This window comes from uncultured Fretibacterium sp. (assembly GCF_938030725.1).
Taxonomy (GTDB): Bacteria; Synergistota; Synergistia; order Synergistales; family Aminobacteriaceae; genus Fretibacterium.
The window spans coordinates 1-23,357 of sequence record NZ_CALHIQ010000161.1 but is presented as its reverse complement, the minus strand read 5'-3'; the positions used below and the strand labels follow the sequence as shown (position 1 = coordinate 23,357).

The window sequence follows — 23,357 nt, the reverse complement described above, 5'->3', positions numbered from 1 at the left end:
CCGGAGCAGACGGTGCGCCTCTCGTAGCCCAGGTCCACCTCCAGCTTGTAGAGCTTGCGCGACTTCGGGATCTCCTCCGCCTTGACCACCTGCGCCACGCGCATCTCAACCCTCCTGAAGTCGTCGATCGAGATCTCGTCCCTGCGCTCCTCCGCCATGGCTTTATCCTCCTTCGCCGCCACGGCCTTCTCGCCGTGGGCCTTCTTCCACTCCTTGACGTCGATGCGCGGGAAGAGTACCTCCGCCCTCCCCACGCGCGTCCCCGCCGCGGCGCCCCACCGGAAGTCGTCGTAGAGACACTTCAAGGGGTCACCCTCAAGCCCGAGCTGCTCCCATATCCGCTGGGCGGTCTCCGGCATGAAGGGGGCAACCATCAGGGCCGAGAGCCGCAACGCCTCATAGAGGTTCAGCAGCACGGAGTCCAGCGCGTCACCATTCCCCTCCTTCGCCAGCCTCCAAGGCATGGTCTCGTCGATGAACTTGTTGGCCCGGCCGATGAAGGCCCATATCCGCTTCAGGGCCTCGTCAAAGCTGAAGTCCTCCATGGCCTCATCCGTCCCTTCGAGCGCCGCCTGGGCCTGGCACTGCAGATCGCGCGCCTCAGGCATCTCCCGAAGGGATTCCGCGGGAACCCTCCCCTCGCGGTAGTCCTGGATCATCTTGAGCGTCCGGTTCAGCAGGTTCCCCAGGTCGTTGGCCAGGTCGCTGTTGATGCGCCCCACGAGCGCCGCCTCGGAGAAGTCCCCGTCGTGCCCAAAGGGGATCTCGCGCAGCAGGAAGTAGCGGAACGGGTCCAGCCCGTACTCCTCCACCACCCTGCGGGGGTCCACCACGTTCCCCTTGGACTTGCTCATCTTCTCCCCATCGACGGTCCACCAGCCGTGAGCGATGATAGAAACGGGCAACGGCAGCCCCAGCGCCAGGAGCATCAGGGGCCATATCACGCAGTGAAACCGGATGATGTCCTTCCCCACCACGTGCCGGACGTGGGGCCAGTAGCGGTCGAACGCAGGCCGGTCGTCCAGGTAGCCGATGGCCGAGGCGTAGTTGATCAGGGCATCAAACCAGACGTAAACCACGTGCTTTTCGTCGCCGGGAACGGGGATGCCCCACTTCAGCGTCGTCCGCGACACGGACTGATCCCGCACCTCCCCCTTGAGGAAGCTCATGATCTCGTTGTAGCGGATGCGCGGCATCACGCCCTTCACGTGCTTTTCGTAGTGTTCGATCAACTGCGGGACGTACCGCGACCCACGGAAGAAGTAGCTCTCCTCCTTCATGACCGTCAGGGGGCGTCCGCAGTCCGGGCAGGTGCCATCGGGCCCCATGCTGGACTCCGGGACGTAGGCCTCGCAGGGGACGCAGTACTTCCCCTCGTACTCCCCCTTGTAGATGTCCCCCTGATCCATGAGCCGCTTGAACATGTCCTGAACGACGCGGACGTGACGGGGCTCCGTCGTGCGGATGAAGTCGTCGTTGCTGATGTTCAGGACGCGCCACAACTCCTTGAAGTTAAGGTGTATCCGGTCCACGAGGTCCTGCGGCGTGACGCCCCTCTTTTCCGCCGCAGCTTGAATTTTCTGTCCGTGCTCGTCCGTTCCGGTGAGGAAGCGCACGTCGCAGCCCTTCATGCGCTTGTAACGGCTCATGGCGTCGCAGGCGATCGTCGTGTAGGCGTGCCCGATGTGAGGGACATCGTTGACGTAGTAGATGGGGGTCGTGATGTAAAAAGTCCTTTCGTCCATTCCGTCCATAAAAAGACCTCCGTACGTATTCTATCGTTTAGTGAAAGGTTACCCAGGCCCGTCGATCCAGCTCCACGACGGCCGCCTGAGGGGACAGCCTCTTCAGGTTGAAGCACGTCAGGGCGTCGTTGACCTCGTCGATGTCAAAGACGCCCTGTTCCAGACAGTAGAGGAGCACGATGTCGCTGACCTCGCACTTGGAGAACTCGTAGCCCGCCGCCAGGAAGAGGTCCTTCGCCTGCTCCGGCGTCAGCGCGAGCTTCAGCGCGAGCACGGACAGGAGCTCCCGGCTGGGGAGCGACGGGCTCCTGCGGCGCAGGGCGTGGACGTCCTCCACGAGGCACCCGAGCTTCTCCGCGAGGTCCGCCTCGGAGACGCCCCCTTCGTCCAGCAGCTTCGCGATGGCCACAGCGAAGTTCCCCGCCAGATCGCGGTCGGCCGACCTGCCCGAAATGGCCTCGTTGGGGGAAAAGCCTGCCGCGTCGCCCTCGCTCGCGGGCTCCGAAGCCCGTCTGAGCAGCTCCTGCTCCGTTAGCTTCAGGCCCTCCTGAATCCGCCTGGCAAGGTCCATCAGAAAATCCGAGGATAACATGACACGCCTCCAAAACGTGAGTCCGCCGACAAAACAACGGCCCCGGGAGCGGGGCCGCCTTCTTTGAGGAAAAACCCGCCCTCGGGGCCCTGGCGTCCGCTTCCCGCCTAGCCCTCCTCCAGGCCGGTGATGTTCAGCATCTGCCAGTTCTGTTTGTTGATCTCGGTCAGGATGTCCTCAAGGACCGCGTCGGCCTCCCCATAGGGCACCTGGCAGGTGCCCACCCTGCGGTGTCCGCCGCCTCCGTGCTTCAGCATCAGTTTGCCGACGTCCACCGTCGCCGTGCGGTTCAGGATGCTGTACCCCACCGAGAACACGCAGAACTCCTTGTTCTTCCCGTCAAAAACGCGAACGGAGACGTTCTGGTCCGGAAAGAGCGCGTAGATGACGTGGCGGTTGCCCACGTAGGTCTCCTCCACGCCCCGCAGGTCCGTGACCACGGCGGCCTCCCGGGTCCAGGAGTACTTCTTCATCATCTCGACGAAGAGGTCCTTGTGGGCGTTGTAGAGGCGGACGCGCTCCTGGAGGTCCTCCAACTGCATGATCTCGTCCACCGACATCGTGCGCAGGTAGTCGATCAGGCAGTCCATGAGCTGATAGTTCGAGATGCGGAAGTCCCGGTAACGCCCCAGCCCCGTCCTTGGGTCCATGATGAAGGACAAGAGCACCATCCCCTGCGGGTTCAGCACCTCGTCGCGGGAGAAGTGCGCCGAGTCGCACTTGTCGGCCTCGACCACCATGTCCTTGAAGCGGACGAGGGCACCCCGACCGCCGCCGTAGTACTCGTAGATCACCCGCGCGCAGCTGGGCGCGGGCCAGGACGCCCCCGTGTACTTATACTGGTGCATCACTCCCCGCGAGTCCTCGCTCGTGTGGTGGTCAAACCACATACCGCACCCCGGAGCATAGGGGATGTTCACCAGGATATCGTTGGAGTTCACCTCAATGGTCCCGTCCTGAATGTCCTTGGGGTGTACAAACTTTTTATCGTCGAAGAGATCCAACTCCTTCAGGAGCACCGCGCACATCAATCCATCGAAGTCGGATCGTGTCAGAAGCCGCACATCCATTCACCTCCGCGTATATGGTCAATCGTCGGCCGCCCGTCGCCCCGACGGCATCGGCCCTCTCAGTCCTCTGACTGACAAGCGGGGCAGTGGACAATCCCTGAAGCCGCTGCAGTGCACTCCCTGCGGCCCGACATCTCCCCGGCGATCCTCGAGCAGTCGACGAACCTGTCCGCCCGCCTAATTGTAACTCAAAAACAAAGGAAGCGGAAGTACTCAGCCTGAGTTGTTCACCGAAGACAGTATGCGACAGGCTTGAAAAAACTCAAGAAACCCCCCTGTGCCCGACCTCCTCCTCCTTGAGGGAACGCGCGGCGCCTGGGCAGGCCCCGGCCATCCGTCCACCGTCCTCCACCGACGCAACCGTTGGATTTTCCAGTTGAAATAGCGTAAAATTGAAGATAACTACACGTCGCCCTCTTCCCCGATCGGGGACAGAAGTTCCCGAGCCCGCCGAGGCGACGGATGCCGCTTTCCGGACCGCCCCTGCGGCTCACAGACCTTTTGACGTAAGGAGTAGATCCCTCATGCTCTCGATGAAAGGACTTTTTTGCGTTTCGAGCGTTTTTTCAGGGAGTGCAAAGCGATTTGCGGCGCTCATGGTGGTCCTCGCCCTCAGCCTGACACGTCTGGGCCTCCCGGCGGAGGCGGCGCAGCCCGCCATCCTTATGGAGGAGGAGCCGCACGTGGGCACGGAGGTCGTCCTCATAGCAGACCCCGCCTCCGTCCCCTCGGACGCCGTCATCGAGTGGGCCATCAGCGGCGACGTCAAGCCCGTCCTGCTGCGCGCAGGGGGGCGTGAGTGCGCCTTCACCCCCGCCAACACCCTTCCCATCACGGTGACGGCTATCGTCCACGACTATAGCGGCGCCTCCCTGGGCGATGCCGAAATGACGTTGACGCCAAAGGAGTACGCCATCGAGATCGTCGTTGCCTCGCGCGATCTCGTCGCGTTGTGGGACGCCACGGAAAAGGCGAGCGTGTCCGAGGACGCGCTCATGACGAATCGCCCCATAAGGCTTCGAGCTCAGCTCGTCCCCGCCTTCAACGGGGAGGCCTCCTTTTCCTGGACCGCTGACCCCTCCACCGCCGTCCTGAGCGCGGACGGAGGGGCTGACCTCCTCATCGCTCGCAGCGAGGCAGGGGACAGCGAGGTCGCCGTCAGTGCGTTCAACGGGGCTGGTGTCCTCCTGGGGAGCGGCAGCAGCACGATCGGCGTCACCCTGCCCAGCTCGGTCCTGCAGGAGTCGGAGGAGGCCCGCCAGGCCTGGGAAACGTGGGAGCGCGCCGAAGAGGCCTGGAACGCAAAGGACTACGCGAAAGCCATGGAGCTGGGAGCCGAGGCTCAAGCGGCGGCCCCAAGGGACCAGGACATCGCGAAGGAGTTTCGAGCGATGACCACCAAGCACTCGCGCTTCCTGCGCGCGCTGGACTTCCGCAACAAGGCCTCGGGTCAGATCGCAAAGGGACTTCATGACGACGCCCTGAAGAGCCTCCGCCTGGCTCAGGTCGTGTGGCCCACCGAGGAGGGCACGGCCCTCATCCGGAAGGAGGAGGAGGAGATCGACGCGCTTCGCGTCAAGCGACAACGGGCGGAGTGGCTGCGCGACACCGCCTCCGCCTACGACCAGGAGGGGCTTTTCGAGGACGCGATCACCTATTACGAGAAGTCCGCCGCCGTCCTCTCCTCGGACGCCATCCAGGAGAGGACGACGCGCATTCGGCAGCGCCTTGAGCTCATGGCCGACGCGAACCGCTATGCGAGCGAGGGCAGCGCGATGGAGCGCGACGACGATATCGAGGGGGCCATCGCCCACTACTCTGCAAGCATCGTGAGCAACCCGGACACTGCATTGAAGCAACACATTGAAGAGTTGCGCGTCGTCCTGGAGCGCCGAAAGAAACAGGCCGCGGCCCTCTATCAGGAGGGACAGGCCCTGGCCAAGAAGGGCGACGCGAAGGGAGCCCTCACCCGATACCTTGAGAGCCGAAGGGTGTGGGACACGGAAGCGGCGCAGAAGCGTATCGACGAGTTGGAGAGGGTCGTGAGCGCCGACTCCGCGCCACGCGGACCGGAGGACTTCGGCATCGGCACGAGGGCGGATGCCGCTCGTCTCGCGCGCTCGGCGGACGCCCTGTACCTCAACCGGCGCCTCGAGGAGGCCGCTCCCCTCTACCGCAAGAGCCTGGCGATCTTCCCCAACGAAGAACTGAAGGCGTGGGTCGAGCGCGTCGAGGCCATCCTGCACGACCGCCGCGCCCTCCAGGCGGCCAACGCGAAGGTGCGCGAGGGCAACGCCCTCCTCAACGCAGGGAAGGCCGCCGAGGCCATGGCGCGCTATCGGGAGGCCCTTGCCATCCACCCCAACGCGGAGGTCGAGGCGTTCCTGGCGCGCAGCGGGGAGCTTCCCGCGCAGGAGGACGCCGCCACTGCCCCGGCCGGTAAGGGGAAATAAGGGGACTGTCCGGGCGTCTTCGGGGCGTCCATGGTGGACTGCGGCCTGCACAAAGAACGAATGGAGTGTTTCCTTTGCTGACGATAGGCTTTTGCAACCTGAAGGGCGGGGTGGGCAAGACCACCGCGTGTCAGAACCTGGCCGTCGCCCTCGCCCGAATGGGCAAGAAGGTCGCTGTGGTGGACATGGACCCCCAAAGCAACTTGAGCACGAGCTTTGGCGTCACCGTCGCTCCCAACACCCCGCAGGTCTTCGACCTGCTCACGGGGAACGCATCCTGGGACGACATCCGAACGGTGCATGAAGGGGTGGACGTCATCCCCAGTTCCCTGGACCTCATCATGGCGGAGCTGAACCCGGAGGGGCCCTTCGGCCGCGACACGCTGCTGAGGGACGCCATGGCCGCCCTCCCCCCCAGCCGCTACGACTACGTCCTACTGGACAGCCCGCCTCAGCTCGGCGTGTTCACCCGCAACGTGCTGACCGCGGCCGATCGCCTCCTCGTCCCCATGGACGGGGGGTTCTACAGCCTGGCGGGGCTGAGGCTACTGAACGAGGCCATCCCCCTGTTCAACGAGCGCTTGAACCCTGACCTCACGCTCCTGGGAATCCTCATGACCCGCCACAACCCGAAGATATTCATCGCCCGCGAGGTCGAGCGGGAGGTGGCGAACTTCTTCGGCGGCCTGCTCTTCAAGAGCTACATACGCCAAAACGTCAGCCTGATCGAGGCCTCGAGCCTGGGGCTTTCCATCTTCTCCTACGCACCCAGCTCCACGGGCGCCAAGGACTACAAGGCGGCCACTGAAGAGTTCCTCGAACGGTGCGAGGGACTTGAAGCGCCCGCCGCTGCTCCGTTGCCCCGCCCCTGGCAGGGCTCAGACCACAAGGGGGAAAACTAGATGTCCAGGAAAAAGAGGCCTGACTTGAAGGACTATCTGCGCACGGGGGTCATTCGGGTCTTTGACCCCGCCGAGGAGGAGCGTGAGCCAGGGCCTGAGGAAACCGTAGAACGTAAGGGGACCGGGGAAGCGACACAGCCCTCTGCGCCCGCTCAGACGATGCAATCGTCCGTCGCCCCTGCAGAGGACATAGCCCCTCGGGAAGAAGTTGCGGGGCCGAAGCCGGAAGTCCCTGAAGGCGTTGCCCCGGAGGAGGTGCTGGCCCTCCTGTCCGAGAGGGATCGGCCCATGTGGGAGACGATGCTGCAAGCCGCCTCCGAGATCGCCCGCCGCCCTCTCGACGCAGAGGCGGCGCGAGCGGACTTCGCGGAGGCAGACCCAAGCCGCTACACCTACTACCTGCTCCCGTCCGAAGGGGCAGCGCTTTCCCCCGTCCGCTCGGCCGGGCAGCTTACGGCAGACGCCAAGGCCATCTTAAAGTGGGACGAGAACGGGGCGGCAACCCTCTGGCTCCGCGCGTGAGGTAAGCGAAGGCCGGCGCTTAGAAGCGCCGGCCTCATTCGTCTTTGCAAGTCTGAACGACAGTTTTTACCCGGTTCAGTCGGGAAGAGGGCTGTTCTTGAATATCTCGTACCCCGCGTTAAAGGCCGCCACGTTGAGGTCCGCGATCTTGGGCACCGGGAAGTGAGCCTGAATGACCTTGCGCAGGGAATCCGGCGAGGCGATCTTCTCAAGCTCCAGCACCCGTCCCACGCAGCCCAGCGCCACCATGTTCGTGACGATCTCGCGCCCCAGCTTCTCGCGGGCCGTCCTGATGATCGGCAGGGAGTAGACGCGAGCGTCGATGTCTCCGTGGGCCTCCACGCTGCCGGCCCCGTTCTGCAGGTTCAATCCGGGCATCTCCGTGACGAAGAAATCGTCGTACACGATGCGGCCGCCCGGCATGGTGTCGAGAGCGAACTCGTCCGCGGCCGCCTGGGTCAGGATGATCTGCAGGCTTGGGGCGATGACCTTGGGGTAGTCAATCGGCTTCGAGGAGATGACGACCTCCGCCTTGGACTTCCCTCCTCTGGCCTCCGGGCCGTAGGCCTGGGACTGCACCACGTAGAACTCCGGCTCGTGGTAGGTGATCGCCTGCCCGATCAGCTCCGTCGCCAGGATGACGCCCTGTCCTCCGGAGCCGGCGATACGAATCTCATATCTCTCATCAGCCATGGTCCTTACCCCCTCGCCTTATCGATGACCAGTTTCTTATACTGCTCCGTGTACTCGGGGGTGTCCTTGTTCACAAACTCCCCGCAGACGATCTTGTCCGCCAGCTCCTCCGGGCTCTTGTCCTTCGCCAGGGCAAGAGGGATGGAGTTCTCCTTGAAGTACTTGTAGTTCTCGATGGGAAGCCTGCGGTTGTTCTTGCGCCCGAACTGCGTGTGGCAGTGCGTCACGATCTCGATGACGGAAAAGCCCTTCTTGCGGATGCCGTTTGCGATGAAGGTCTCCGCCTGCTTTGGGTTGGCGATGGTCGTGCGCGCCACGTAGGAGGCGCCGGCCCCTTCCGCCAGCTTACAGATGTCGAAGGTCGGGTCCACGGCGCCGTAGGGCGTCGTCGTCGCGAAGGCTCCCACGGGCGTCGTGGGGCTGGCCTGGCCGCCCGTCATGCCGTAGATGTTGTTGTTCATGACGATAGCCGTGATGTCGATGTTGCGGCGGCAGGCGTGGATGAAGTGGTTGCCGCCGATGGCCGTGCAGTCGCCGTCGCCCATCACGTTCACCACCGTCAGGTCGGGCCGGTGCAGCTTGATGCCCGTGGAGAAGGCCAGGGAACGGCCGTGGGTCGAGTGGAGCGTGCAGGCGTTGATGTACCCCGCCATGCGGCTGGAACAGCCGATCCCCGAAGCCAGGACCGTGTTCTTCCGGTCCGCTCCGATGCCGATCAGCGCTCGGATGATGGCGTGCATGATGACGCCATGTCCGCACCCGGGGCACCAGATGTGGGGCATAAACCTGCTTCTGACCCAGCTCAAAACCTCTGCGTTCGGCATCTTAAGCCACCTCCTTGATCTTGCGGCCTATCTCTGAGGGCTTGAAGAGTTCGCCGTTCACGAGGTTCAACGGCTGAACGTCGCTCCTGCCGTGAAACACGCGGTCCACCTCCAGGACGAGCTGGCCGCAGTTCAACTCCGGGACGATGACCGTCTTCGCCCCCAGCGAGGCCCGCAGCAGCTCCTCGTCCGGGAAGGGCCAGAGCGTGATGGGACGGAAGAAGCCTGCCGCGATGCCGGCTTTGCGGGCGTCACGCACCGCGCGCAGAGCGGACCGCGCCACGCTGCCGTAGGCCACCACCACGACGTCCGCGCCATCCATGTACTCCGCCTCGTACTCCACGATCTCGGAGCGGGCGCGGGAGACCTTGCTCATCATCCGCAGGATCTTCTTCTCGATCTCCGCGTTGTCGTTCGTCGGGAACCCCCAGTCGTTCGTGGTCAGGCCCGTCACGTGCCAGGAGTATCCGTCGCCGAAGGAGGCCATGGGAGGGACCCCCGTCACGGGGTCCGGAAGGTACGGCGTAAACTTCGCCGGGTCGCAGGTCGGCCGGACGCGGTTCACGATCTCGACCTCCGCAGGAGCCTTCTTCACGACCTTCTCCCTCATATGCCCCACGACCTCATCCCCCAGGATCAGGACCGGCTGACGGAATCGTTCCGCCGCGTTGAAGGCCTTGATCGCCAGGTCGTAGCACTCCTGCACCGACGACGGAGAGTAGCAGATCGTCGCGTGGTCGCCGTGGGTGCCCCAACGCGCCTGCATCACGTCCTGCTGGGCCACCTTGGTGGGCGTCCCCGTGGAGGGGCCACCCCGCATGACGTCCACCACCACGAGGGGAATCTCCGCAATATAGGCCAGGCCCAAGTTCTCCTGCTTCAGCGAGAAGCCGGGGCCGGAGGTGGCCGTAAGCGCCTTGGCGCCTGCGATGGAGGCGCCGATGGCGGCTGCGATCCCGGCCAGCTCGTCCTCCATCTGGATGAAGTGCCCTCCGATCTTCGGCAGCTCTTCTGCCATCACTTCCGCGATCTCCGTCGAGGGCGTGATGGGATACCCTCCGAAGAAGTTGCAGCCCGCAGCAAGGGCCCCATGGGCCAGCGCAGTATTTCCCTGCCAGAAAGCGACGTCAGCCATTTGCCTTATCCTCCTTCACCGTGATAGCGAGATCGGGACAAATGTTCTCGCACTGACGACAGCCGATGCAATCCTCCTGCTTCGTCGCCTCCGATTTCAGGCGATCGCTGAGGCTTAAAACGGACTTGGGGCAGACTCCGATACAAAGGGAGCACCCCTTACACCACGCATTGTTGACCTCGACCTTAAAACTCTTCTTTTCCGCCAACAAGACACACCCCCCCACTGTATTTAAACGCGGGCCGCAGGCCGCGGCCGCGCACAACACCCCACTTGGATTTGCATCATCTCTATATCATCCCTCGTTCGCAGAAAGCCAGCACGTCAGAAGCCGATCTTGTCGTTCGTCTGGAGGGAACGCACGACGAGCACCCCGGACTCGGAGCCCGTTTGAACGACCGTCTTGTCCGTCACTGGCTTCCCAAAGCGATCGTAGCGGAGCGCCACCTGAGGGTGTACCACGTCCGTCCCTGTAGTGCCAATGACCGCCCCCACGCTCCCGTCCGACAGCTCGACCAGCGTCCCCGCAGGATAGATGCCCACGGCCAGCAGCAGAACGCGCATGACCGCAGGGTCAAAGTGGGCGGCCATCGCCCCCGTCATCAACTCGATCGCATTGCGCCCCGGCATGGGGTCCTTATAAACGCGCTTGGCCGTCAGCGCGTCAAAGACGTCCGCTACGGCCGCGATCCTCGCCTCAATGGGAAGGTCCTTCTTATCCAGGCTGTCGGGGTATCCTCCGCCGCCATAGCGCTCGTGGTGCCCCCGGATCACCGTGAGCGTGCGCTCGTCCGTCACCCCGCTCTCCACCGCCAGCTGGACGCCCAGGGTCGGGTGCTGCTTCATGACGGCGAACTCCGCGTCCGTAAGCTTTGCCGGCTTGTTCAGGACCTCGTGGGGGACCTTCGCCTTGCCAAGATCATGCAAAATGCCCCCGATCGCCATAAACTCGGCGAACTCCGGACGATCGGGAAACATGCGATCGGCGAGGAAGCTCGACAGGAGCGAAACGTTCAGGGAGTGTACGCTGGTGTACTCATCCCAGTCCCGAACGTGCCCTAGGCAGAACATCAGCTGCGGGGCCTTCGCGATCTGCTTGGCCAGGACCCTGCCGCGGTCCGCCAGGTCTTGGACGTTCTCCGGCGTACAGTTCCCCGACTGAATCCGCCCCAGGACGTCCTCGACCTGATTCACCGTCTGGTGCGCCAGCTCGGCGTCGATGGGAGCAATGCCCGGCTTGATGCCGCGAACGAGGGACTCGACCTCATCCCTGGACCCTCCGCTGGGAAGGAGCAGGCGAACGCTGCGGACGTTCGCGTTGCGCAACTGCTTCTGCAGGCCGGCGATGGAGGAGGCGACGCTCATCAGGGAAGTTCCCCTGGAGATGAGGATGCTCCCGGTCGCCCCGGCGATGTCGTTTGCGATCACGGCCTGCCCCTCGCAAAACTGCCCCAATTCTTCGACGGCGACCTCGCGCACGACGCCATCCTGTCCCGCGGCGTCACCGGGCCTTTTGCTCTCTATAGCTCCCATCCTCGCTCTCCAGCATCGTGATTTTTGGGGATTGGCCGTTCTGCGCGTCGTCCCGCCCGCGGCAGTCACCAACCAAAGACGACGACTTATCCCTGCCCTTTGTAGAGCTGGAATTTGATTCCCCTCTCGTACTCCTGTCCAAAGTCCCTGGCACGCTCTGCGGCGGGGAACTCCCCGCGCCTGAGAAACTGTTCCGTCACCAGAAAGGCGCGCCCAAGCTCGTTCAGGGCAAGGCGCAGCCTGAAGCGCGCGATCTCCCCCGCCTCTACGGTCCAGGGAGAGAGGCCCTCGACCTTCCGGTCATCCCTCAGCCTCTCGCGGTAAAAGGCCTGGTCCGGCTCGATGTGGGCCCAGGGGAACAGGGAGGGCAGGCGAAACACGTGGGGCATGTCGGGATCGGTCTGGAAGGGCCACTCGAAGACGAGCTCTCTCGCGGAGTTGTCCTCCGTCATCACGGAGAGGCGCAGGTTACCCCGGACTGAGGGCTGGTTCAGCCACTCGTCCATCTCCAGCAGGATGCCACGCCCGGCCTCGATCAGCTGCATCCACGGGCGATCCAGCGCCAGGCGCGCCAAGTAAGGGCTATAGCAGGGCAGGTCCGCGATGCGGGCCCCTGTTTCCACGCCATACGCCTGGTCGTAGGGGACGAGCAGCTTCCATTGCGCCCCGGATATCTCGATCGTTTCCGCCGATACGGCCTCCCACACGAGCCGGTCTCGCTCCCGCTCGTAGACCATGAGGATCACCGGCAGGGAGTGCTGCAGCCAATAGGCAAAGTGGAGCATCTCGCCGCGGCAGACGTACCCCCGCGCCGTGCGCTCCACGTTCTTGTCCTCGTCGGAACGGATTTGAAGGCCGACGACCTTTCCCATCTTGGGATACTCCTCAACGGTCTCCAGGTGCGCGTTCAGCCCCGTATCCCCGCTGCGCTGCCCGCGAAAGATCAACCCGGGTAGCTGCGCGGAAAGGCGGCTCGCCGCATAAATTCCAATTCGATCGGCCAACTCGTTCAACAGCCTCCACCTCACCTGATAGGGCGCTTTTCAAAAATCCGCCCCTATTTTACCCCATCGCAAATGCCCTGCCATAGGGAGAAATGCCCTACGCCCTGTTGAAGCGCGGAATATATTACATTATAATCAATTTAACCATAAGGGCAATGCGCGCCCGCGATCAACGCGGGCTTCGGCGCACAAAACAAAAACGCAGGGGCTGCAACGCCCGCAGGAGGACGCCTCATGGAAAAAGAACGCGCTCAACCCACGGAGGGAAGAATCGTCAACCCGACGGACGAAAAGGCGGCCCCAGGAAGGATATCCGCACGCGCCGCAGCGCTGATCGCGGACCTGGCCCTCCTGTTCTGCGCCCTCCTGTGGGGGGGCAGCTTCACCGTCGTCAAGGTGCTGCTCGACATCTACCCGCCGAACTGGCTCCTGTTCCTGCGCTTCTCCTGCGGCAGCGCCCTGCTGCTCATCTTCTTCCACAGACGGATCGGCAGGATGTCCCGACAGGCGGTAGCGGGCGGCATCGTGATCGGCGTCGCCCTGTTCGGCGCCATCCTCTGCCAGACCCTAGGGCTCCTATTCATGGCACCAGGCAGACAGGCCTTCCTGGTGTCGACCTACGTGCTGTTCGTCCCGCTGCTCCTCTGGTTCTTTCGCGGCCTGTTCCCCGGATGGCACACCCTCGCGGCCACCTGCACGTGCCTCCTCGGCATGGGCCTCCTCACCTCGGACCTCTCAGGGCCCCTCGGCAAAGGGGAGGCCCTGACGGTCCTGTGCGCGCTGTTCTTCGCCCTTCAGATCATCGCGATCAGCCGCTACGCCGCTCAATGCGACCCCATCAGCCTGTCCTTCGTGCAGTTCGCAGTCCTCTCGCTGCTAACTCTGGCCGCCGCGCTCCTGTTCGAGAGGCCGCTCCAGTTCCACTGGCGGCGCGGGCTGCCGGAGCTGGCCTTCGCGATCGTGTTCTGCACCTTCCTCTGCTACCTGGTGCAAATCTGCGCTCAAAGGTACACCAAGCCCAGCCACGCGGCGATCCTGATGAGCCTCGAATCCGTGTTCGGCCTGCTGGGGAGCGTCATCTTCCTGGGCGAGCCCACCTCCCTCAGGATGCTGTTCGGCTGCCTTTTGATCTTCCTCTCCGTCCTGCTCGTCGAGTTGGAGCCGCTCCTGAAGCGGGAGCGCCGTTCTGATGACCTCCCCGTCCGTCCGGATACAGCTTTGCCGCACAGTCCGTCCGCCCCTCCCTCCGGAGGACCTCAAGGACCAGGCGCTTGTTCTGCGGCATCCGGTGCTGAAGGAGCGCCCGCTGTTCCCGCCGCTCCGACTCCCTCCGCACCACGCGGACGGGAGCACCCGTGAAGGGGTCCAGCCCCGTGTAATACATGCAGGTCGCCAGGCTGCCGGGGGTGGGGATAAAATCCTGCGCCTGTTCGGGGCAGAAGGAGAGTTCTGCGGCGAACTCCGCCAGCTCGATGGCCTCGCTGACGCCGGAGCCCGGATGCGACGTCATGAAGTAGGGGACGAGGTACTGTTTCTTCCCCAGCTTCCGGTTGCACTCCTCATAGAGCTTCATAAACCTTCGATACTGTTCGATGCTTCCCTTGCGCATGACGCGCAGCACGGCGGGCGAAGCGTGTTCCGGGGCCACCTTCAACTGACCGCTGACGTGGTGCTCGCAGAGCTCGCGCAGGAAGGCCTCCCCGTGTGCGCCGTCCAACAGCAGGTAGTCATATCGAAGCCCGGAGCGCACGAACACCTTCTTCACGCCCGGCACGGCGCGGCACTTCCGAAGCAGCGCGAGATAGTCCTCGTGGCTCGCGTCGAGCCGACGGCAGGGCGTCGGAAAGAGGCACTCCTTCCCGCGGCAGACGCCGCGCTCCAGCTGGTCCTTGCAGGATGGATGACGAAAGTTGGCTGTCGGCCCGCCGACGTCGTGGACGTAGCCCTTGAAGTCCGGGAGCCTCGTCAGGGCCCGGACCTCCCGGAGGATGGACTCGTGGCTCCGGGCCTGAATGATTCGTCCCTGATGGGCATGGATGGCGCAAAAGGCACAGCTACCGAAGCACCCCCTGTGGCTCGTGACGCTGAACTTCACCTCGGCGAGCGCCGGAACCCCTCCCAGCGCATCGTACTTCGGGTGCCACCGGCGCAGGTACGGCATGTCGTAGACGCCATCCATCTCCGCCTCCGTCAGGGGCGGCGCAGGGGGAAGCTGAACGAGGGTCCCCTTCTCGTGCCCCTGCAGGAGCGTGCGGCCACGCAGTGCGTCCTGCTCCAGCGAGGCGAGGCGAAAGGCCTCCGCGAACTTCCGCCGGTCCCGGACGATCTCGTCCCAGGACGGGAGCGATACGGAGTCCGAGGGCTCCTGACCGCGTTCGGCCACGTAGCAGGTGCCCCGGACGTCCCGAATCTTACCCACCGGAACGCCTCTTTTCAGCATCGCCGCGATCTCCAAGAGCTGCCGTTCCCCCATGCCGTAGATCAGAAGGTCCGCCTGGCTGTCCAGAAGGATGGATCGCCGCAGGGAGTCCGACCAGTAATCGTAGTGGACGAGGCGTCGGAGGCTGGCCTCGATGCCGCCGATGATCAGCGGGATGTCCCCAAAGATCCGGCGGACCTGCTGACAGTAGACGATCGTCGCGCGATCCGGCCGCAGCCCCACGGCGCCCCCCGGCGAGTAGACGTCCGTCCGTCGGGCCTTTTTCCCGGCGGTCAGCTTTCCCAGCATGGAGTCCAGGTTCCCCGCGCCCACCAGCACCCCCAGCCGGGGGCGCCCCATGCAGGTGAAGTCCTCGTCCCCACGCCAGTTGGGCTGGGCGGCGACGCCGACCCGATACCCCTCGCGCTCCAGGAGGCGGGAGATCAGGCCGACGGCGAAGGAAGGGTGATCCACGTAAGCGTCGCCGTTGACGAACAAAAAGTCAAGCTCGCCCCACCCGCGCGCCTCCATGTCCGCGCGGCAGACGGGGAGAAAGTCAACTTTCGCCTGCCGCTGCGCGGAACCGCCCATCGCCATTGCCCTCTACCCCTTTCAAAGATTCCAACGCCCAACCCGCCGCCCAGAAGTCGGTCCCAGGTCGATCAAGGACCACAAAAAAGGAGGCTGGGGAACCCCAACCTCCACGTACTGCTCAATGGTCGGGGCGAGAGGATTCGAACCTCCGACCTCTTGGACCCGAACCAAGCGCGCTAGCCAGACTGCGCTACGCCCCGAAAAGCGTCCCCGCCGCCTCGAACTGCCAAGCGACCGGAACCCCTATCAACAACGGCGAGTATATTACCATCTTTCGAGGCGGACGTCAAATGTTACCTCTCGCGGAAAACCTTGAGAAATTTTCTGCTCGGAGCCGGCAGGGAGAGCGCGTCGGCCTCCGGCAGCGCAGCGAGGCGCCAGCCGTCAGGGCACGGAGGCGCTTCATCGAGGTCGCACGCCACCACCCACGCGCGGACGCGGTGGACGGTGAAGGAGAAGCTCACCGCCCCCAGCTCCCGCACATCGCCCCTCAGGCTCCAACCGTTCTCCTCCGTCCAGGCCCGGAAGTCCGAAGCGAAGCCCGCGGTGGTCCTGGAGAACCAGGGGACCTCCCACATGGAGGCCCACACTCCCTTGTCCGGGCGCCGGCGCAGCAGGAGCCGATCCCGAAAGAGGGCGATCAGCCCCCAGGCCTCCTCTCGCAACACCGGGGGACGGGCGCGCGGCAGGGGGCGCTCATTCACGGCACCACGGCGGCGGGCAAGACACGGCTCCGCCAGCGGGCAGGCGCCGCAGTCCGGGCCTCGTGGGGTGCAGACCAAGGCACCGAGGTCCATCAACGCCTGATTCAGGAGCCTGGGGCTGACGGTCCGCAGCATGTCGGACGCGAAAGCCGTGACGCGGCGACGGAGCGGTGCGCTCCCCGCAGGGGCCTTGATGTCGCAGAGGCGTGCAATGACGCGCTCCGCGTTGCCGTCGACGGCCGGCACGGGGAGGTCGTAGGCCACGCTGGCCACGGCTCCGGCCGTGTACTCCCCTATTCCGGGGTAGGTCCTGAGCTTCGCCGCATCGGGGGGCGGCGCCCAATGCCCCGCCTCCACCATGGATCGGGCCGCTTTCAGAAGGTTCCGACACCGGGAGTAATACCCCAGCCCCTCCCAGAGCTTCAGGACCTCAGACTCGTCCGCCTCAGCCAGAGAGGGGAGGTTCGGCCAACGCTCCATCCAGCGCGTAAAGTAAGGGACCGCGGCGCCCATCTGGGTCTGCTGGAGCATGAACTCCGAAACGAGCACCCTGTAGGGGTCGTAGCCCTCGCGCCAGGGCAGGGAGCGGGCGTGAACCTTGAACCACTCAACGAGGGCCTCCGCAGCAAGCCCGGCGTTCACGGAGGCCCCGACGTCGTCGCAGCGGCTCACGCCAACTCGCGCAGGGGGACGATCTCGATTCTCGCCTCGACCAGGCGCGCGCGAAGCGTGCGCGCCATCCGCACGGCTGTCGGAGAATCAAAGGAAAAGGAACACCCAAGAAGGAACCCCACCAGGTCCTTGCGCCAGTACCTCGTCACGTCGGTCGGCTCGTCCGTGCACTGCCCATCCCTCCAGACGCGATAGCGCGGTAGGTCCCTCGCGATGTCCGCTCCGGGCGCAATGACGCGCGGCTCCGTATCCCCCGGCTCCGTGACGTCCAGGATCGGACAGGGACCGGGGTTCCTCTGGGCAAAGACCAGAAAGTCATACGCCAGGTCACGGGGCAGGACCACCAAGTTGGCCTGCACGTGCCCGACGCACAGGCCCGACGTGGGGCGATCCCATCTCCCGTCGCGGATCATCTGCCGCACCTCCCGCGGGCTGGCCTCCGCGTAATCGGCAATCTCCGCCACCTCATCCCCTCCTTCGTTCGGACAGCTTAAAGAACAGCGGGCGCCAAAGCGGCCCGCTCAAGTTTTTATTATACAGGACGGGCGCCCCGGTGCGACGATCTCCCCTCTGAAGGAATCCCCATCCTGCCTGTCCCTTACAGGGCACCATGGGATTTTATTGCCGTGACGGGCCTCGCGGCCGTTTTCGCGCTACACTTTTAAATGGGTTTGGTGTATAGTTAAGTCAGGGACCCGATGGTCCACATTCTGATAACCTTACACACTTTTCCAGAAAAGACGATACGACCCGAAGGGGGATTTATTTATAAATGAAGTGGCACAACACGAAGTTCATGCTGAGACACATGAAGATCATCGTTGGACTGATGACCATTTTAACCGCGGTCGCGCTCGGCTTCGTCCTCCACCTGGCCAGCGGGGTGTTCATCCCCCTGGTGATCGCATGGTTCCTGCTGCAGATCTTTCGCCCGGTCCTCAAGCTGGGGGATCAGCTCAAGCTGCCCCCCTCCCTCAAGATCGCGCTGGTGTTCGTCCTGCTGTTCTGCATGACCCTCATTGGGGTGCGCTTCGTCGCGTCCCAGGCCGTGGAGTTCGGCGAGGTCTATCAGCGATTCTACCCCGACCTTGAGCCCACCATCGAGAAGTTCACCAACACCCTGATGTCCCTGGGCCTCCTCCCCAACTCGCGCCCCTCCGTCCGGAGTGAAGAGCAGGAGGGGGATGACGTGCCGCGGGGCAATTTCATCCTGACGGCTGCCACCTCCGCCGATGCCCTTCCTCCCGCCATATCGGGGGGCAGCATCCTCATGGGGGAGTTGACGAAGAAGCTCCGCACCGATTGGACGTCCTACGTGCGCTACATCTCGGAGATGGCCATCACCCTCCTGAGCAAGTTGGTCCTCGCTCTGGTCTTCCTGATGTTCATGCTCCTTGAGGCCCCCTACGTCGTCGATAAGATCGACGAGGCCTTTCGCGGCCCCAGCGCCCGAACCGGCGAAACGGTCAAGAGCATCCTGGCGACGATCTCCTCCCAGATCAGCAGCTACCTCGGCGCCCTGACCCTCATCAGCGTTGCGACCGGAATCTGCGCCTGGGTCATCTTGACGATCTGCAACGTGGAGCTGGCGACGGGCTGGGCCGTTCTGACCATCCTGCTGAACTTCATCCCAACCGTCGGGTCCATCATCGCGACGGTGCCGCCGGTGGTCATGGCGATCCTGCAATCCCCCACCAGCCTCACCACGCCGCTCCTCGTCCTCGTCCTGCTGACCGCCGTGCAGGTTTCCATCGGCAACATCCTTACCCCCAAAATTATGGGGGACCGCCTCGGCCTGAGTCCCGTCATCATCCTCCTCTCCCTCCTCCTGTGGGGCGTCATCTGGGGCATTCCTGGGGCGATCCTCTCCACCCCCATCGCCTCGATCCTTCAGATCATCTGCGCCAGCACCCACTCGCTGAAGCCCATCGCCATCCTCATGGGCAGCGGGGAGAACGCGCGCAAGGCGCGAATGAAGAGCGACCGGGAGGCGGAGGACACCAGGCAGCACAGGGCTGAAAAGGACCGCGAGGAGGACGCCTGACGCAGGAGACGGCGGCCCCCGATGAACGCCTCTACAACCTGAAGAAGCGCTGATCGACAAAGGGGTCCGTCCTCAAGAGTCCCTTGCGCTCCGGAGTTCGAGAGCGCTTCTCTTTCCTCGTTCGACAGAGGAGCCAGCCGCCTCCGCAGGGCCTCGGTCGCGCCGCCCTCCGGAGTGGAGGGCGGCGCGGCGGCTTTGAGGTCGCTGCATTCTCCCTCCCCTGCGGCATCCCCATAAAATCCCGCACCTCACGGCACACGCCCCACAGGAGCACGCCCCACAGAAACAACAGCACGTATTGCTGGACCCCCAGCGCCCCACCCAACGCATTCGCCATGTCACAACCCCTCCTTCATAAACTGGCCACGCCTCAGCGCGGGCTTTTCAACGCAGCTCAAACGGTCGGTGCGGTTTCTCGAACGCTCCGGCCCGTAGTCCCCGATAGTGCCCTTGCGTCGTTCAATATACTACGTATTATGTAGCATAGTTGGAATAAATGCAAGATCCGTTGTAAAATGACTTACAGACTTGGCAAGGCAGATCGCGCTCAGGGCGCGGAAGGGGTGACTGAAATGACGGAAGGAGCGGAGGCGGGCATTGGCGCCCGCATCATGGCGCGGCGGAAGGCGCTTGGGATGAAGCGCCCCGAACTGGCGGAGCGGCTTGGGGTGAAGCCCAACACGCTGTATCGCTACGAGATCGGAAGCATTGGCATCCGGGACTCCATGAAGTCCAGGATCGCAATGGAGCTGGGGGTATCCCTGGCCTACCTGGTGTCGGGCGCAGTGGAGGGGGAGCGGGAACGAGGCCCTGCGGAGACGCCAGAGCCCATCGTTCCGCCCCAGATATACCTCCCCATCCTGGACCAGGAGGCCTGCGCCGGGAGCGGGTTCAACTGGTCCGACGTGAGGGCCGGGGCACGGAAATGGATGCCCTGGCCCACGCTTGAAACGGGGGGGCCCGTCGGTCCCACCAAGCCCTACTTCGTCAAGGTCGAGGGGGACAGCATGATCGGCGCCAACATTCAGGACGGCTGCCTGATCCTGGTCAACCCCAACGCCGAGGTGCGGAGTGGGGACATCGCCTACGTTCGGTGGAACGACCGGTGCTCCGTCAAGGGAATCCTCTTCTACAACGACGGACGCATTGAGCTGCGCCCGGCCAACAAGGACTTCAGCTCCATCTGGATTGAGCGGGACGAGGTCGAGTTTCTGACGATCCTGGGCAAGGTGGTGCGCTGGCTCAACATGGGGGTGCCCAACCGCATTTTTTGACTTCGCCACAGGGGAATGTGCCCTGCTCGGGAGCGTTCAGCGACGCACCGCCGAAAATTTAAAAGGGCCTGCCGCTTCAAATGCGACAGGCCCTGACGTGTATGAGTGCTGGCACTAATTCTCGTCTCCGGAATCGTCGCCTCCAAAGAGCCCCAGCATGTCCGAGAGGTCCACGCTGTCCTCCTCGTTGCGCGCCTTAATAGACTCTACCTCAGTCTCCAGCTTCCTCTTGGCGTCGAGGACCTTCAACGCCTGCTCCAGGCTTTGAAATGCGGCGTCCCGATAGCCCCGATCGTAGAGCTCCACCGCCGCGTTGGTGATAAAGCCGCCCAGAAATGCCTCGAACTTCCTGGCCGTGGCAGCGGCCTCGTCCCCCTCGCCCTGGTACTTGCTCGTGAACTTCTCGACCTCCCAGCTCAGCATATCCTTGCTGATCCGCGAGAGCTCATCCAGCATCCTGTCGAAGTCGGTCTTCTGTGACGTGGAGTCCACGTAGCGCTCCCTGGAGCTCACGTCGTACTGAAGGGTGAAATCGTCCTTTTTCTCTAGAGCCTGTTCGTCAGGAGCGGCCGCCTCCGGCTTTGGCGCCTTCGTCCGCTTCCGCGTCGAGGCCGACGCTCCGGCCTTTGTCTGCTTCCGCGTTTCCTTTTCAGCGCCTGCGGCGTCAAGCGCACCTTTATCCTGCTTCTTGATGATGTCCACCCCCGTGTGTCCCAGCCCCGTATTCCGACCGCCTTGCAGGGCGCTTATCTCGTTTCAGCGCGACGTTAGCGGCTGAAGCCGCTCCACACCGCCCGTTGAAGTATACCAGAAAAACGAAAAACAGGGGGAAAGATTCCCCAATCCGCAGACTGCGGCGGCTCCAGAGGTCGCCCTACGCTTTGAGCTGGCGGGCCATGACCTCGTTGACCCTCCTGACGAACGACGCGGGGTCCTCCACCGGCGCCCCCTCCAGGATCAGGGACTGGTCGTAGAGGATGGAGAGGAGGTCGGAAGTTTCCGGCGCCTTCTGCTTCGCCAGCTCCATCAGGCGCTTGATCAGCGGATGGCCGACGTTCAGCTCAAGGACCCGCTTCTGCGCCGGAGGGGTCTGCCCCATGGCGCGCATGAGCTGCTCCATCTGAAACGAGAGCCCGTTCGCATCCCGAAGGCACGCGGGGGAGCTCGTCAAGCTCAGGGAGGGGCGCACCTCCTGAAGCCGGTCGGACATCGCCGCCATCGCCTGCTCCCTCAAGGGCGCAAAGTCGGCCTCCATCCCCTTGAGCTCCTCTTCGCGTCGCTCCTTCTCCTCGCCGCTCTCCGGTACATCGGAGTCAAGGCCGGCGTTCAGGAGCTTTATCGAGTCCGCCTCAGGTCCCTCCGCAAGGATGACCTCATCGACGGGGTCCGTCATCAGGAGGACCTCAAGGCCCTTCGCGGCGAAGGGCTCCAGCTTGGGGGAGGCCTTCAGCGCCGAAAGGCTGCGCCCGGTGAGGCAGTAGATCCCCTTCTGCTCCGGCTGCATGCGCTTCCGGTACTCCTCAAGCGTCGTCGCGCCCTCCTGGGCCGTGGTGTGGAAGAGCGCCAGGTCCAGGATCGTCGCCGCGTGCTCGCGGTCCTGGATGACGCCTTCTTTCAGGATGCGGCCAAAGGCGTTCCAGAACCTCTCGTACTTCTCCCGGTCGCCCTCAAGCATCTTCTTCAGCTCGCTGAACATCTTTCGCTGCGTGCTGCGACGGATGATGCGGGTGATGGGGTCCTCCTGAAGGATCTCGCGCGAGATGTTCAGGGGGAGGTCGTCCGAGTCCACGACGCCCCTCATGAAGCGCATGTACTCCGGGATCAGCGCCTGACAGTCGTTCATGATAAAGACCCGATTGATGTAAAGGCTGATTCCCCCGGCCTTCGGGTTCATAAAGAGGTCCAGCGGGGCCTCCGCCGGAACGAAGAGCAGCCCCTTGAAGCTGGTGGCCCCCTCCGCATTCAGGCGCATGTGCGCCAGCGGCTCCTTCCAGTCGTGGGTCAGGTGGCGGTAGAATTCGCGGTACTCCTCCTCCGTAACCTCGCCCTCCTCCCGACGCCAGATCGCCTTTTGGGAGTTCAGGACCTCGTCCTCGACGGTCTCTTTTCCGTCCTTTTTCCGCACGACCGGCATCACGACGGGCCAGGCGATGAAGTCCGAGTACTGCCTGATGACGTCGCGGACCGTCCACTCCTCGGAGTAGTCCTTCTCGCCCTCCTTCACCGGGCGCAGCCAGAGCGTCACGGACGTCCCGCACTCGTCGCGGCTGGCGTCCGCCACCGTGAACTCCCCTTCCCCGGCGGAGTTGAACCGGCAGGCGGTTGCCTCGCCCAGCTTGCGCGTCACGACCTCAACGCGGTCCGCCGCCATGAAGGCGGAGTAGAAGCCCACCCCGAACTGTCCAATCATCCGCTCCCCCGCGGCCGTGTCCTCCTTCGCCGCTGCCAGGAACTCGCGCGTTCCGGACTTTGCGATCGTCCCCAGGTAGCGGACCACCTCGTCGCGGGTCATCCCGATGCCGTTATCCGCCACGGTCAGGGTGCGCTTCTCCCTATCCAGGCTCACGCGGATCTCGCCCTTGAAGTCCGCCAGCTCGCTGTCCTTCAGCCGCTCGATGCGCCGCTTGTCGAGCGCGTCGGATGCGTTCGAGATCAGCTCGCGCAGGAAGATATCCCGGTTGGAGTAGACCGAGTGGATCATCATCCTCAAAAGCTCGGCGGCCTCCGATTGAAATTGAAACGTCTCCTCAGCCATGTACGACCGTCCCCTCCGGGGCAGGGCGTCAACCGCCGTGCCCCCATAAATCACAAAGCCGAGGACAATCTGCCCTCGGCGTCTCACTGCAAAGCACTTCGGCACAAACGTGAACTAGTTGGCCGCCTCTTCCTCCCCCACAGTCAGGACCTTGCGCCCGCGATAGTAGCCGCAGGCCGCGCAGGCGCGGTAGGCCTGCACCTTCTCCCCGCAGCGGGGGCAGCTCTGGAACTCCGGCGCGGAGAGCGCGCCAAGCCACTGGGCCTTGCGCTGTGCCGTGCGGGAGTGGGATGTCTTTCTCTTCGGTGTTGCCATGTTACTACCTCCTAAGCGACCAATATATTTAAGGAAGCACTGATTAATCTTCAAAGTTGTTGAAAGCAATCAAGGAGCATCAAACAAAGGGTATCCTTCAGCGCTTC

The 23,357-nt window shown here is 63.8% G+C and carries 20 protein-coding genes, 1 tRNA gene and 2 pseudogenes; 6 read left to right on the top strand and 17 right to left on the bottom strand.

Annotated features, from left to right (window positions below):
* From metG to Q0629_RS09090, 3 genes are all read right to left on the bottom strand, one after another.
* On the bottom strand, nucleotides 1-1,745 hold a 1,745-nt coding region (metG, locus tag Q0629_RS09100), incomplete at its 3' end, for a methionine--tRNA ligase (protein WP_298781633.1).
* Between the two features lie 37 nt (nucleotides 1,746-1,782).
* Complete coding sequence (locus tag Q0629_RS09095; RefSeq protein WP_298781631.1) at nucleotides 1,783-2,337, bottom strand: hypothetical protein; 555 nt, start codon at nucleotides 2,335-2,337, stop codon at nucleotides 1,783-1,785.
* 107 nt (nucleotides 2,338-2,444) lie between these two features.
* Entirely contained in the window at nucleotides 2,445-3,401 is a 957-nt protein-coding gene (locus Q0629_RS09090) for an exopolyphosphatase (protein ID WP_298781629.1), read from the bottom strand.
* Between the two features lie 530 nt (nucleotides 3,402-3,931).
* Between Q0629_RS09090 and Q0629_RS09085 the strand changes: the two genes are divergently transcribed.
* The 3 genes from Q0629_RS09085 (at nucleotide 3,932) to Q0629_RS09075 (ending at nucleotide 7,284) form a co-directional block, all read left to right on the top strand.
* Nucleotides 3,932-5,860: a hypothetical protein gene (locus Q0629_RS09085; protein WP_298781627.1), complete on the top strand. Its 1,929-nt coding sequence runs from the start codon at nucleotides 3,932-3,934 to the stop codon at nucleotides 5,858-5,860.
* Between the two features lie 74 nt (nucleotides 5,861-5,934).
* Complete coding sequence (locus Q0629_RS09080) at nucleotides 5,935-6,762, top strand: ParA family protein (protein ID WP_298781625.1); 828 nt, start codon at nucleotides 5,935-5,937, stop codon at nucleotides 6,760-6,762.
* The gene (locus tag Q0629_RS09075; protein ID WP_298781623.1) at nucleotides 6,763-7,284 is read left to right on the top strand and encodes a hypothetical protein; all 522 of its coding nucleotides are present in this window, start codon (nucleotides 6,763-6,765) and stop codon (nucleotides 7,282-7,284) included. It abuts the gene before it with no gap.
* Nucleotides 7,285-7,359: 75 nt separating this feature from the next.
* Here Q0629_RS09075 and Q0629_RS09070 read toward each other — a convergent pair whose 3' ends face one another.
* From Q0629_RS09070 to Q0629_RS09045, 6 genes are all read right to left on the bottom strand, one after another.
* Nucleotides 7,360-7,977 carry a 2-oxoacid:acceptor oxidoreductase family protein gene (locus Q0629_RS09070; RefSeq protein ID WP_298781621.1) on the bottom strand — a complete coding sequence of 206 codons (618 nt, stop codon included), beginning with the start codon at nucleotides 7,975-7,977 and terminating at the stop codon, nucleotides 7,360-7,362.
* A 5-nt stretch (nucleotides 7,978-7,982) separates the two neighbouring features.
* Nucleotides 7,983-8,801: a 2-oxoacid:ferredoxin oxidoreductase subunit beta gene (locus tag Q0629_RS09065; RefSeq protein ID WP_298781619.1), complete on the bottom strand. Its 819-nt coding sequence runs from the start codon at nucleotides 8,799-8,801 to the stop codon at nucleotides 7,983-7,985.
* Nucleotide 8,802: 1 nt separating this feature from the next.
* Nucleotides 8,803-9,936: a 2-oxoacid:acceptor oxidoreductase subunit alpha gene (locus tag Q0629_RS09060; protein WP_298781616.1), complete on the bottom strand. Its 1,134-nt coding sequence runs from the start codon at nucleotides 9,934-9,936 to the stop codon at nucleotides 8,803-8,805.
* Nucleotides 9,929-10,147 carry a 4Fe-4S dicluster domain-containing protein gene (locus Q0629_RS09055; protein ID WP_298781613.1) on the bottom strand — a complete coding sequence of 73 codons (219 nt, stop codon included), beginning with the start codon at nucleotides 10,145-10,147 and terminating at the stop codon, nucleotides 9,929-9,931. Before Q0629_RS09055 ends, Q0629_RS09060 begins: the two co-directional genes overlap by 8 nt.
* Before the next feature lie 113 nt (nucleotides 10,148-10,260).
* A complete protein-coding gene (locus Q0629_RS09050) occupies nucleotides 10,261-11,469 on the bottom strand; it encodes an HD-GYP domain-containing protein (protein ID WP_298781610.1) in 1,209 nt (402 codons plus the stop codon).
* Nucleotides 11,470-11,555: 86 nt separating this feature from the next.
* Complete coding sequence (locus Q0629_RS09045; protein ID WP_298781608.1) at nucleotides 11,556-12,497, bottom strand: DUF4365 domain-containing protein; 942 nt, start codon at nucleotides 12,495-12,497, stop codon at nucleotides 11,556-11,558.
* A gap of 210 nt (nucleotides 12,498-12,707) precedes the next feature.
* Between Q0629_RS09045 and Q0629_RS09040 the strand changes: the two are divergent.
* Nucleotides 12,708-13,565 (top strand): annotated as a pseudogene (locus Q0629_RS09040) (DMT family transporter); the annotation flags it as partial.
* Nucleotides 13,566-13,575: 10 nt separating this feature from the next.
* Here Q0629_RS09040 and Q0629_RS09035 read toward each other — a convergent pair.
* The 4 genes and pseudogenes from Q0629_RS09035 to Q0629_RS09020 form a co-directional block, all read right to left on the bottom strand.
* Nucleotides 13,576-15,489, bottom strand: coding sequence for a YgiQ family radical SAM protein (locus Q0629_RS09035; RefSeq protein WP_298781606.1), 1,914 nt, complete (start codon nucleotides 15,487-15,489; stop codon nucleotides 13,576-13,578).
* Nucleotides 15,490-15,608: 119 nt separating this feature from the next.
* Nucleotides 15,609-15,686 (bottom strand) — tRNA-Pro (locus Q0629_RS09030).
* A gap of 93 nt (nucleotides 15,687-15,779) precedes the next feature.
* A complete protein-coding gene (locus tag Q0629_RS09025; protein ID WP_298781604.1) occupies nucleotides 15,780-16,862 on the bottom strand; it encodes an A/G-specific adenine glycosylase in 1,083 nt (360 codons plus the stop codon).
* Between the two features lie 86 nt (nucleotides 16,863-16,948).
* Nucleotides 16,949-17,275, bottom strand: a pseudogene (locus Q0629_RS09020) (DUF1445 domain-containing protein); the annotation flags it as partial.
* Between the two features lie 359 nt (nucleotides 17,276-17,634).
* On the opposite strand from Q0629_RS09020, the gene Q0629_RS09015 reads away from it, so the two are divergent.
* Nucleotides 17,635-18,906 carry an AI-2E family transporter gene (locus tag Q0629_RS09015; RefSeq protein WP_298781601.1) on the top strand — a complete coding sequence of 424 codons (1,272 nt, stop codon included), beginning with the start codon at nucleotides 17,635-17,637 and terminating at the stop codon, nucleotides 18,904-18,906.
* 31 nt (nucleotides 18,907-18,937) lie between these two features.
* Here Q0629_RS09015 and Q0629_RS09010 read toward each other — a convergent pair whose 3' ends face one another.
* Entirely contained in the window at nucleotides 18,938-19,243 is a 306-nt protein-coding gene (locus Q0629_RS09010) for a hypothetical protein (RefSeq protein WP_298781599.1), read from the bottom strand.
* A gap of 235 nt (nucleotides 19,244-19,478) precedes the next feature.
* On the opposite strand from Q0629_RS09010, the gene Q0629_RS09005 reads away from it, so the two are divergent.
* On the top strand, nucleotides 19,479-20,180 hold the full coding sequence (locus Q0629_RS09005; RefSeq protein WP_298781597.1) for a LexA family transcriptional regulator: 702 nt from the start codon (nucleotides 19,479-19,481) through the stop codon (nucleotides 20,178-20,180).
* A 114-nt stretch (nucleotides 20,181-20,294) separates the two neighbouring features.
* On the opposite strand, the gene Q0629_RS09000 is transcribed toward Q0629_RS09005, so the two are convergent.
* The 3 genes from Q0629_RS09000 to rpmF all read right to left on the bottom strand — a co-directional run bounded on the left by Q0629_RS09000 (nucleotide 20,295) and on the right by rpmF (nucleotide 23,250).
* On the bottom strand, nucleotides 20,295-20,882 hold the full coding sequence (locus Q0629_RS09000; protein WP_298781595.1) for a hypothetical protein: 588 nt from the start codon (nucleotides 20,880-20,882) through the stop codon (nucleotides 20,295-20,297).
* A gap of 172 nt (nucleotides 20,883-21,054) precedes the next feature.
* On the bottom strand, nucleotides 21,055-22,935 hold the full coding sequence (htpG, locus tag Q0629_RS08995) for a molecular chaperone HtpG (RefSeq protein ID WP_298781592.1): 1,881 nt from the start codon (nucleotides 22,933-22,935) through the stop codon (nucleotides 21,055-21,057).
* 114 nt (nucleotides 22,936-23,049) lie between these two features.
* Entirely contained in the window at nucleotides 23,050-23,250 is a 201-nt protein-coding gene (gene rpmF, locus Q0629_RS08990; protein WP_015556570.1) for a 50S ribosomal protein L32, read from the bottom strand.
* Nucleotides 23,251-23,357: the final 107 nt, after the last annotated feature.

Bases quoted from the DNA above. Each gene is read 5' to 3' on its own strand.
- Q0629_RS09095 (WP_298781631.1), bottom strand. From the start codon at position 2,337: ATGTTATCCTCGGATTTTCTGATGGACCTTGCCAGGCGGATTCAGGAG.
- Q0629_RS09085 (WP_298781627.1), top strand. From the start codon at position 3,932: ATGCTCTCGATGAAAGGACTTTTTTGCGTTTCGAGCGTTTTTTCAGGG.
- Q0629_RS09075 (WP_298781623.1), top strand. From the start codon at position 6,763: ATGTCCAGGAAAAAGAGGCCTGACTTGAAGGACTATCTGCGCACGGGG.
- Q0629_RS09070 (WP_298781621.1), bottom strand. From the start codon at position 7,977: ATGGCTGATGAGAGATATGAGATTCGTATCGCCGGCTCCGGAGGACAG.
- Q0629_RS09065 (WP_298781619.1), bottom strand. From the start codon at position 8,801: ATGCCGAACGCAGAGGTTTTGAGCTGGGTCAGAAGCAGGTTTATGCCC.
- Q0629_RS09060 (WP_298781616.1), bottom strand. From the start codon at position 9,936: ATGGCTGACGTCGCTTTCTGGCAGGGAAATACTGCGCTGGCCCATGGG.
- Q0629_RS09050 (WP_298781610.1), bottom strand. From the start codon at position 11,469: ATGGGAGCTATAGAGAGCAAAAGGCCCGGTGACGCCGCGGGACAGGAT.
- Q0629_RS09035 (WP_298781606.1), bottom strand. From the start codon at position 15,489: ATGGCGATGGGCGGTTCCGCGCAGCGGCAGGCGAAAGTTGACTTTCTC.
- Q0629_RS09015 (WP_298781601.1), top strand. From the start codon at position 17,635: ATGAAGTGGCACAACACGAAGTTCATGCTGAGACACATGAAGATCATC.
- Q0629_RS09010 (WP_298781599.1), bottom strand. From the start codon at position 19,243: ATGGCGAATGCGTTGGGTGGGGCGCTGGGGGTCCAGCAATACGTGCTG.
- Q0629_RS09005 (WP_298781597.1), top strand. From the start codon at position 19,479: ATGACGGAAGGAGCGGAGGCGGGCATTGGCGCCCGCATCATGGCGCGG.
- htpG (WP_298781592.1), bottom strand. From the start codon at position 22,935: ATGGCTGAGGAGACGTTTCAATTTCAATCGGAGGCCGCCGAGCTTTTG.
- rpmF (WP_015556570.1), bottom strand. From the start codon at position 23,250: ATGGCAACACCGAAGAGAAAGACATCCCACTCCCGCACGGCACAGCGC.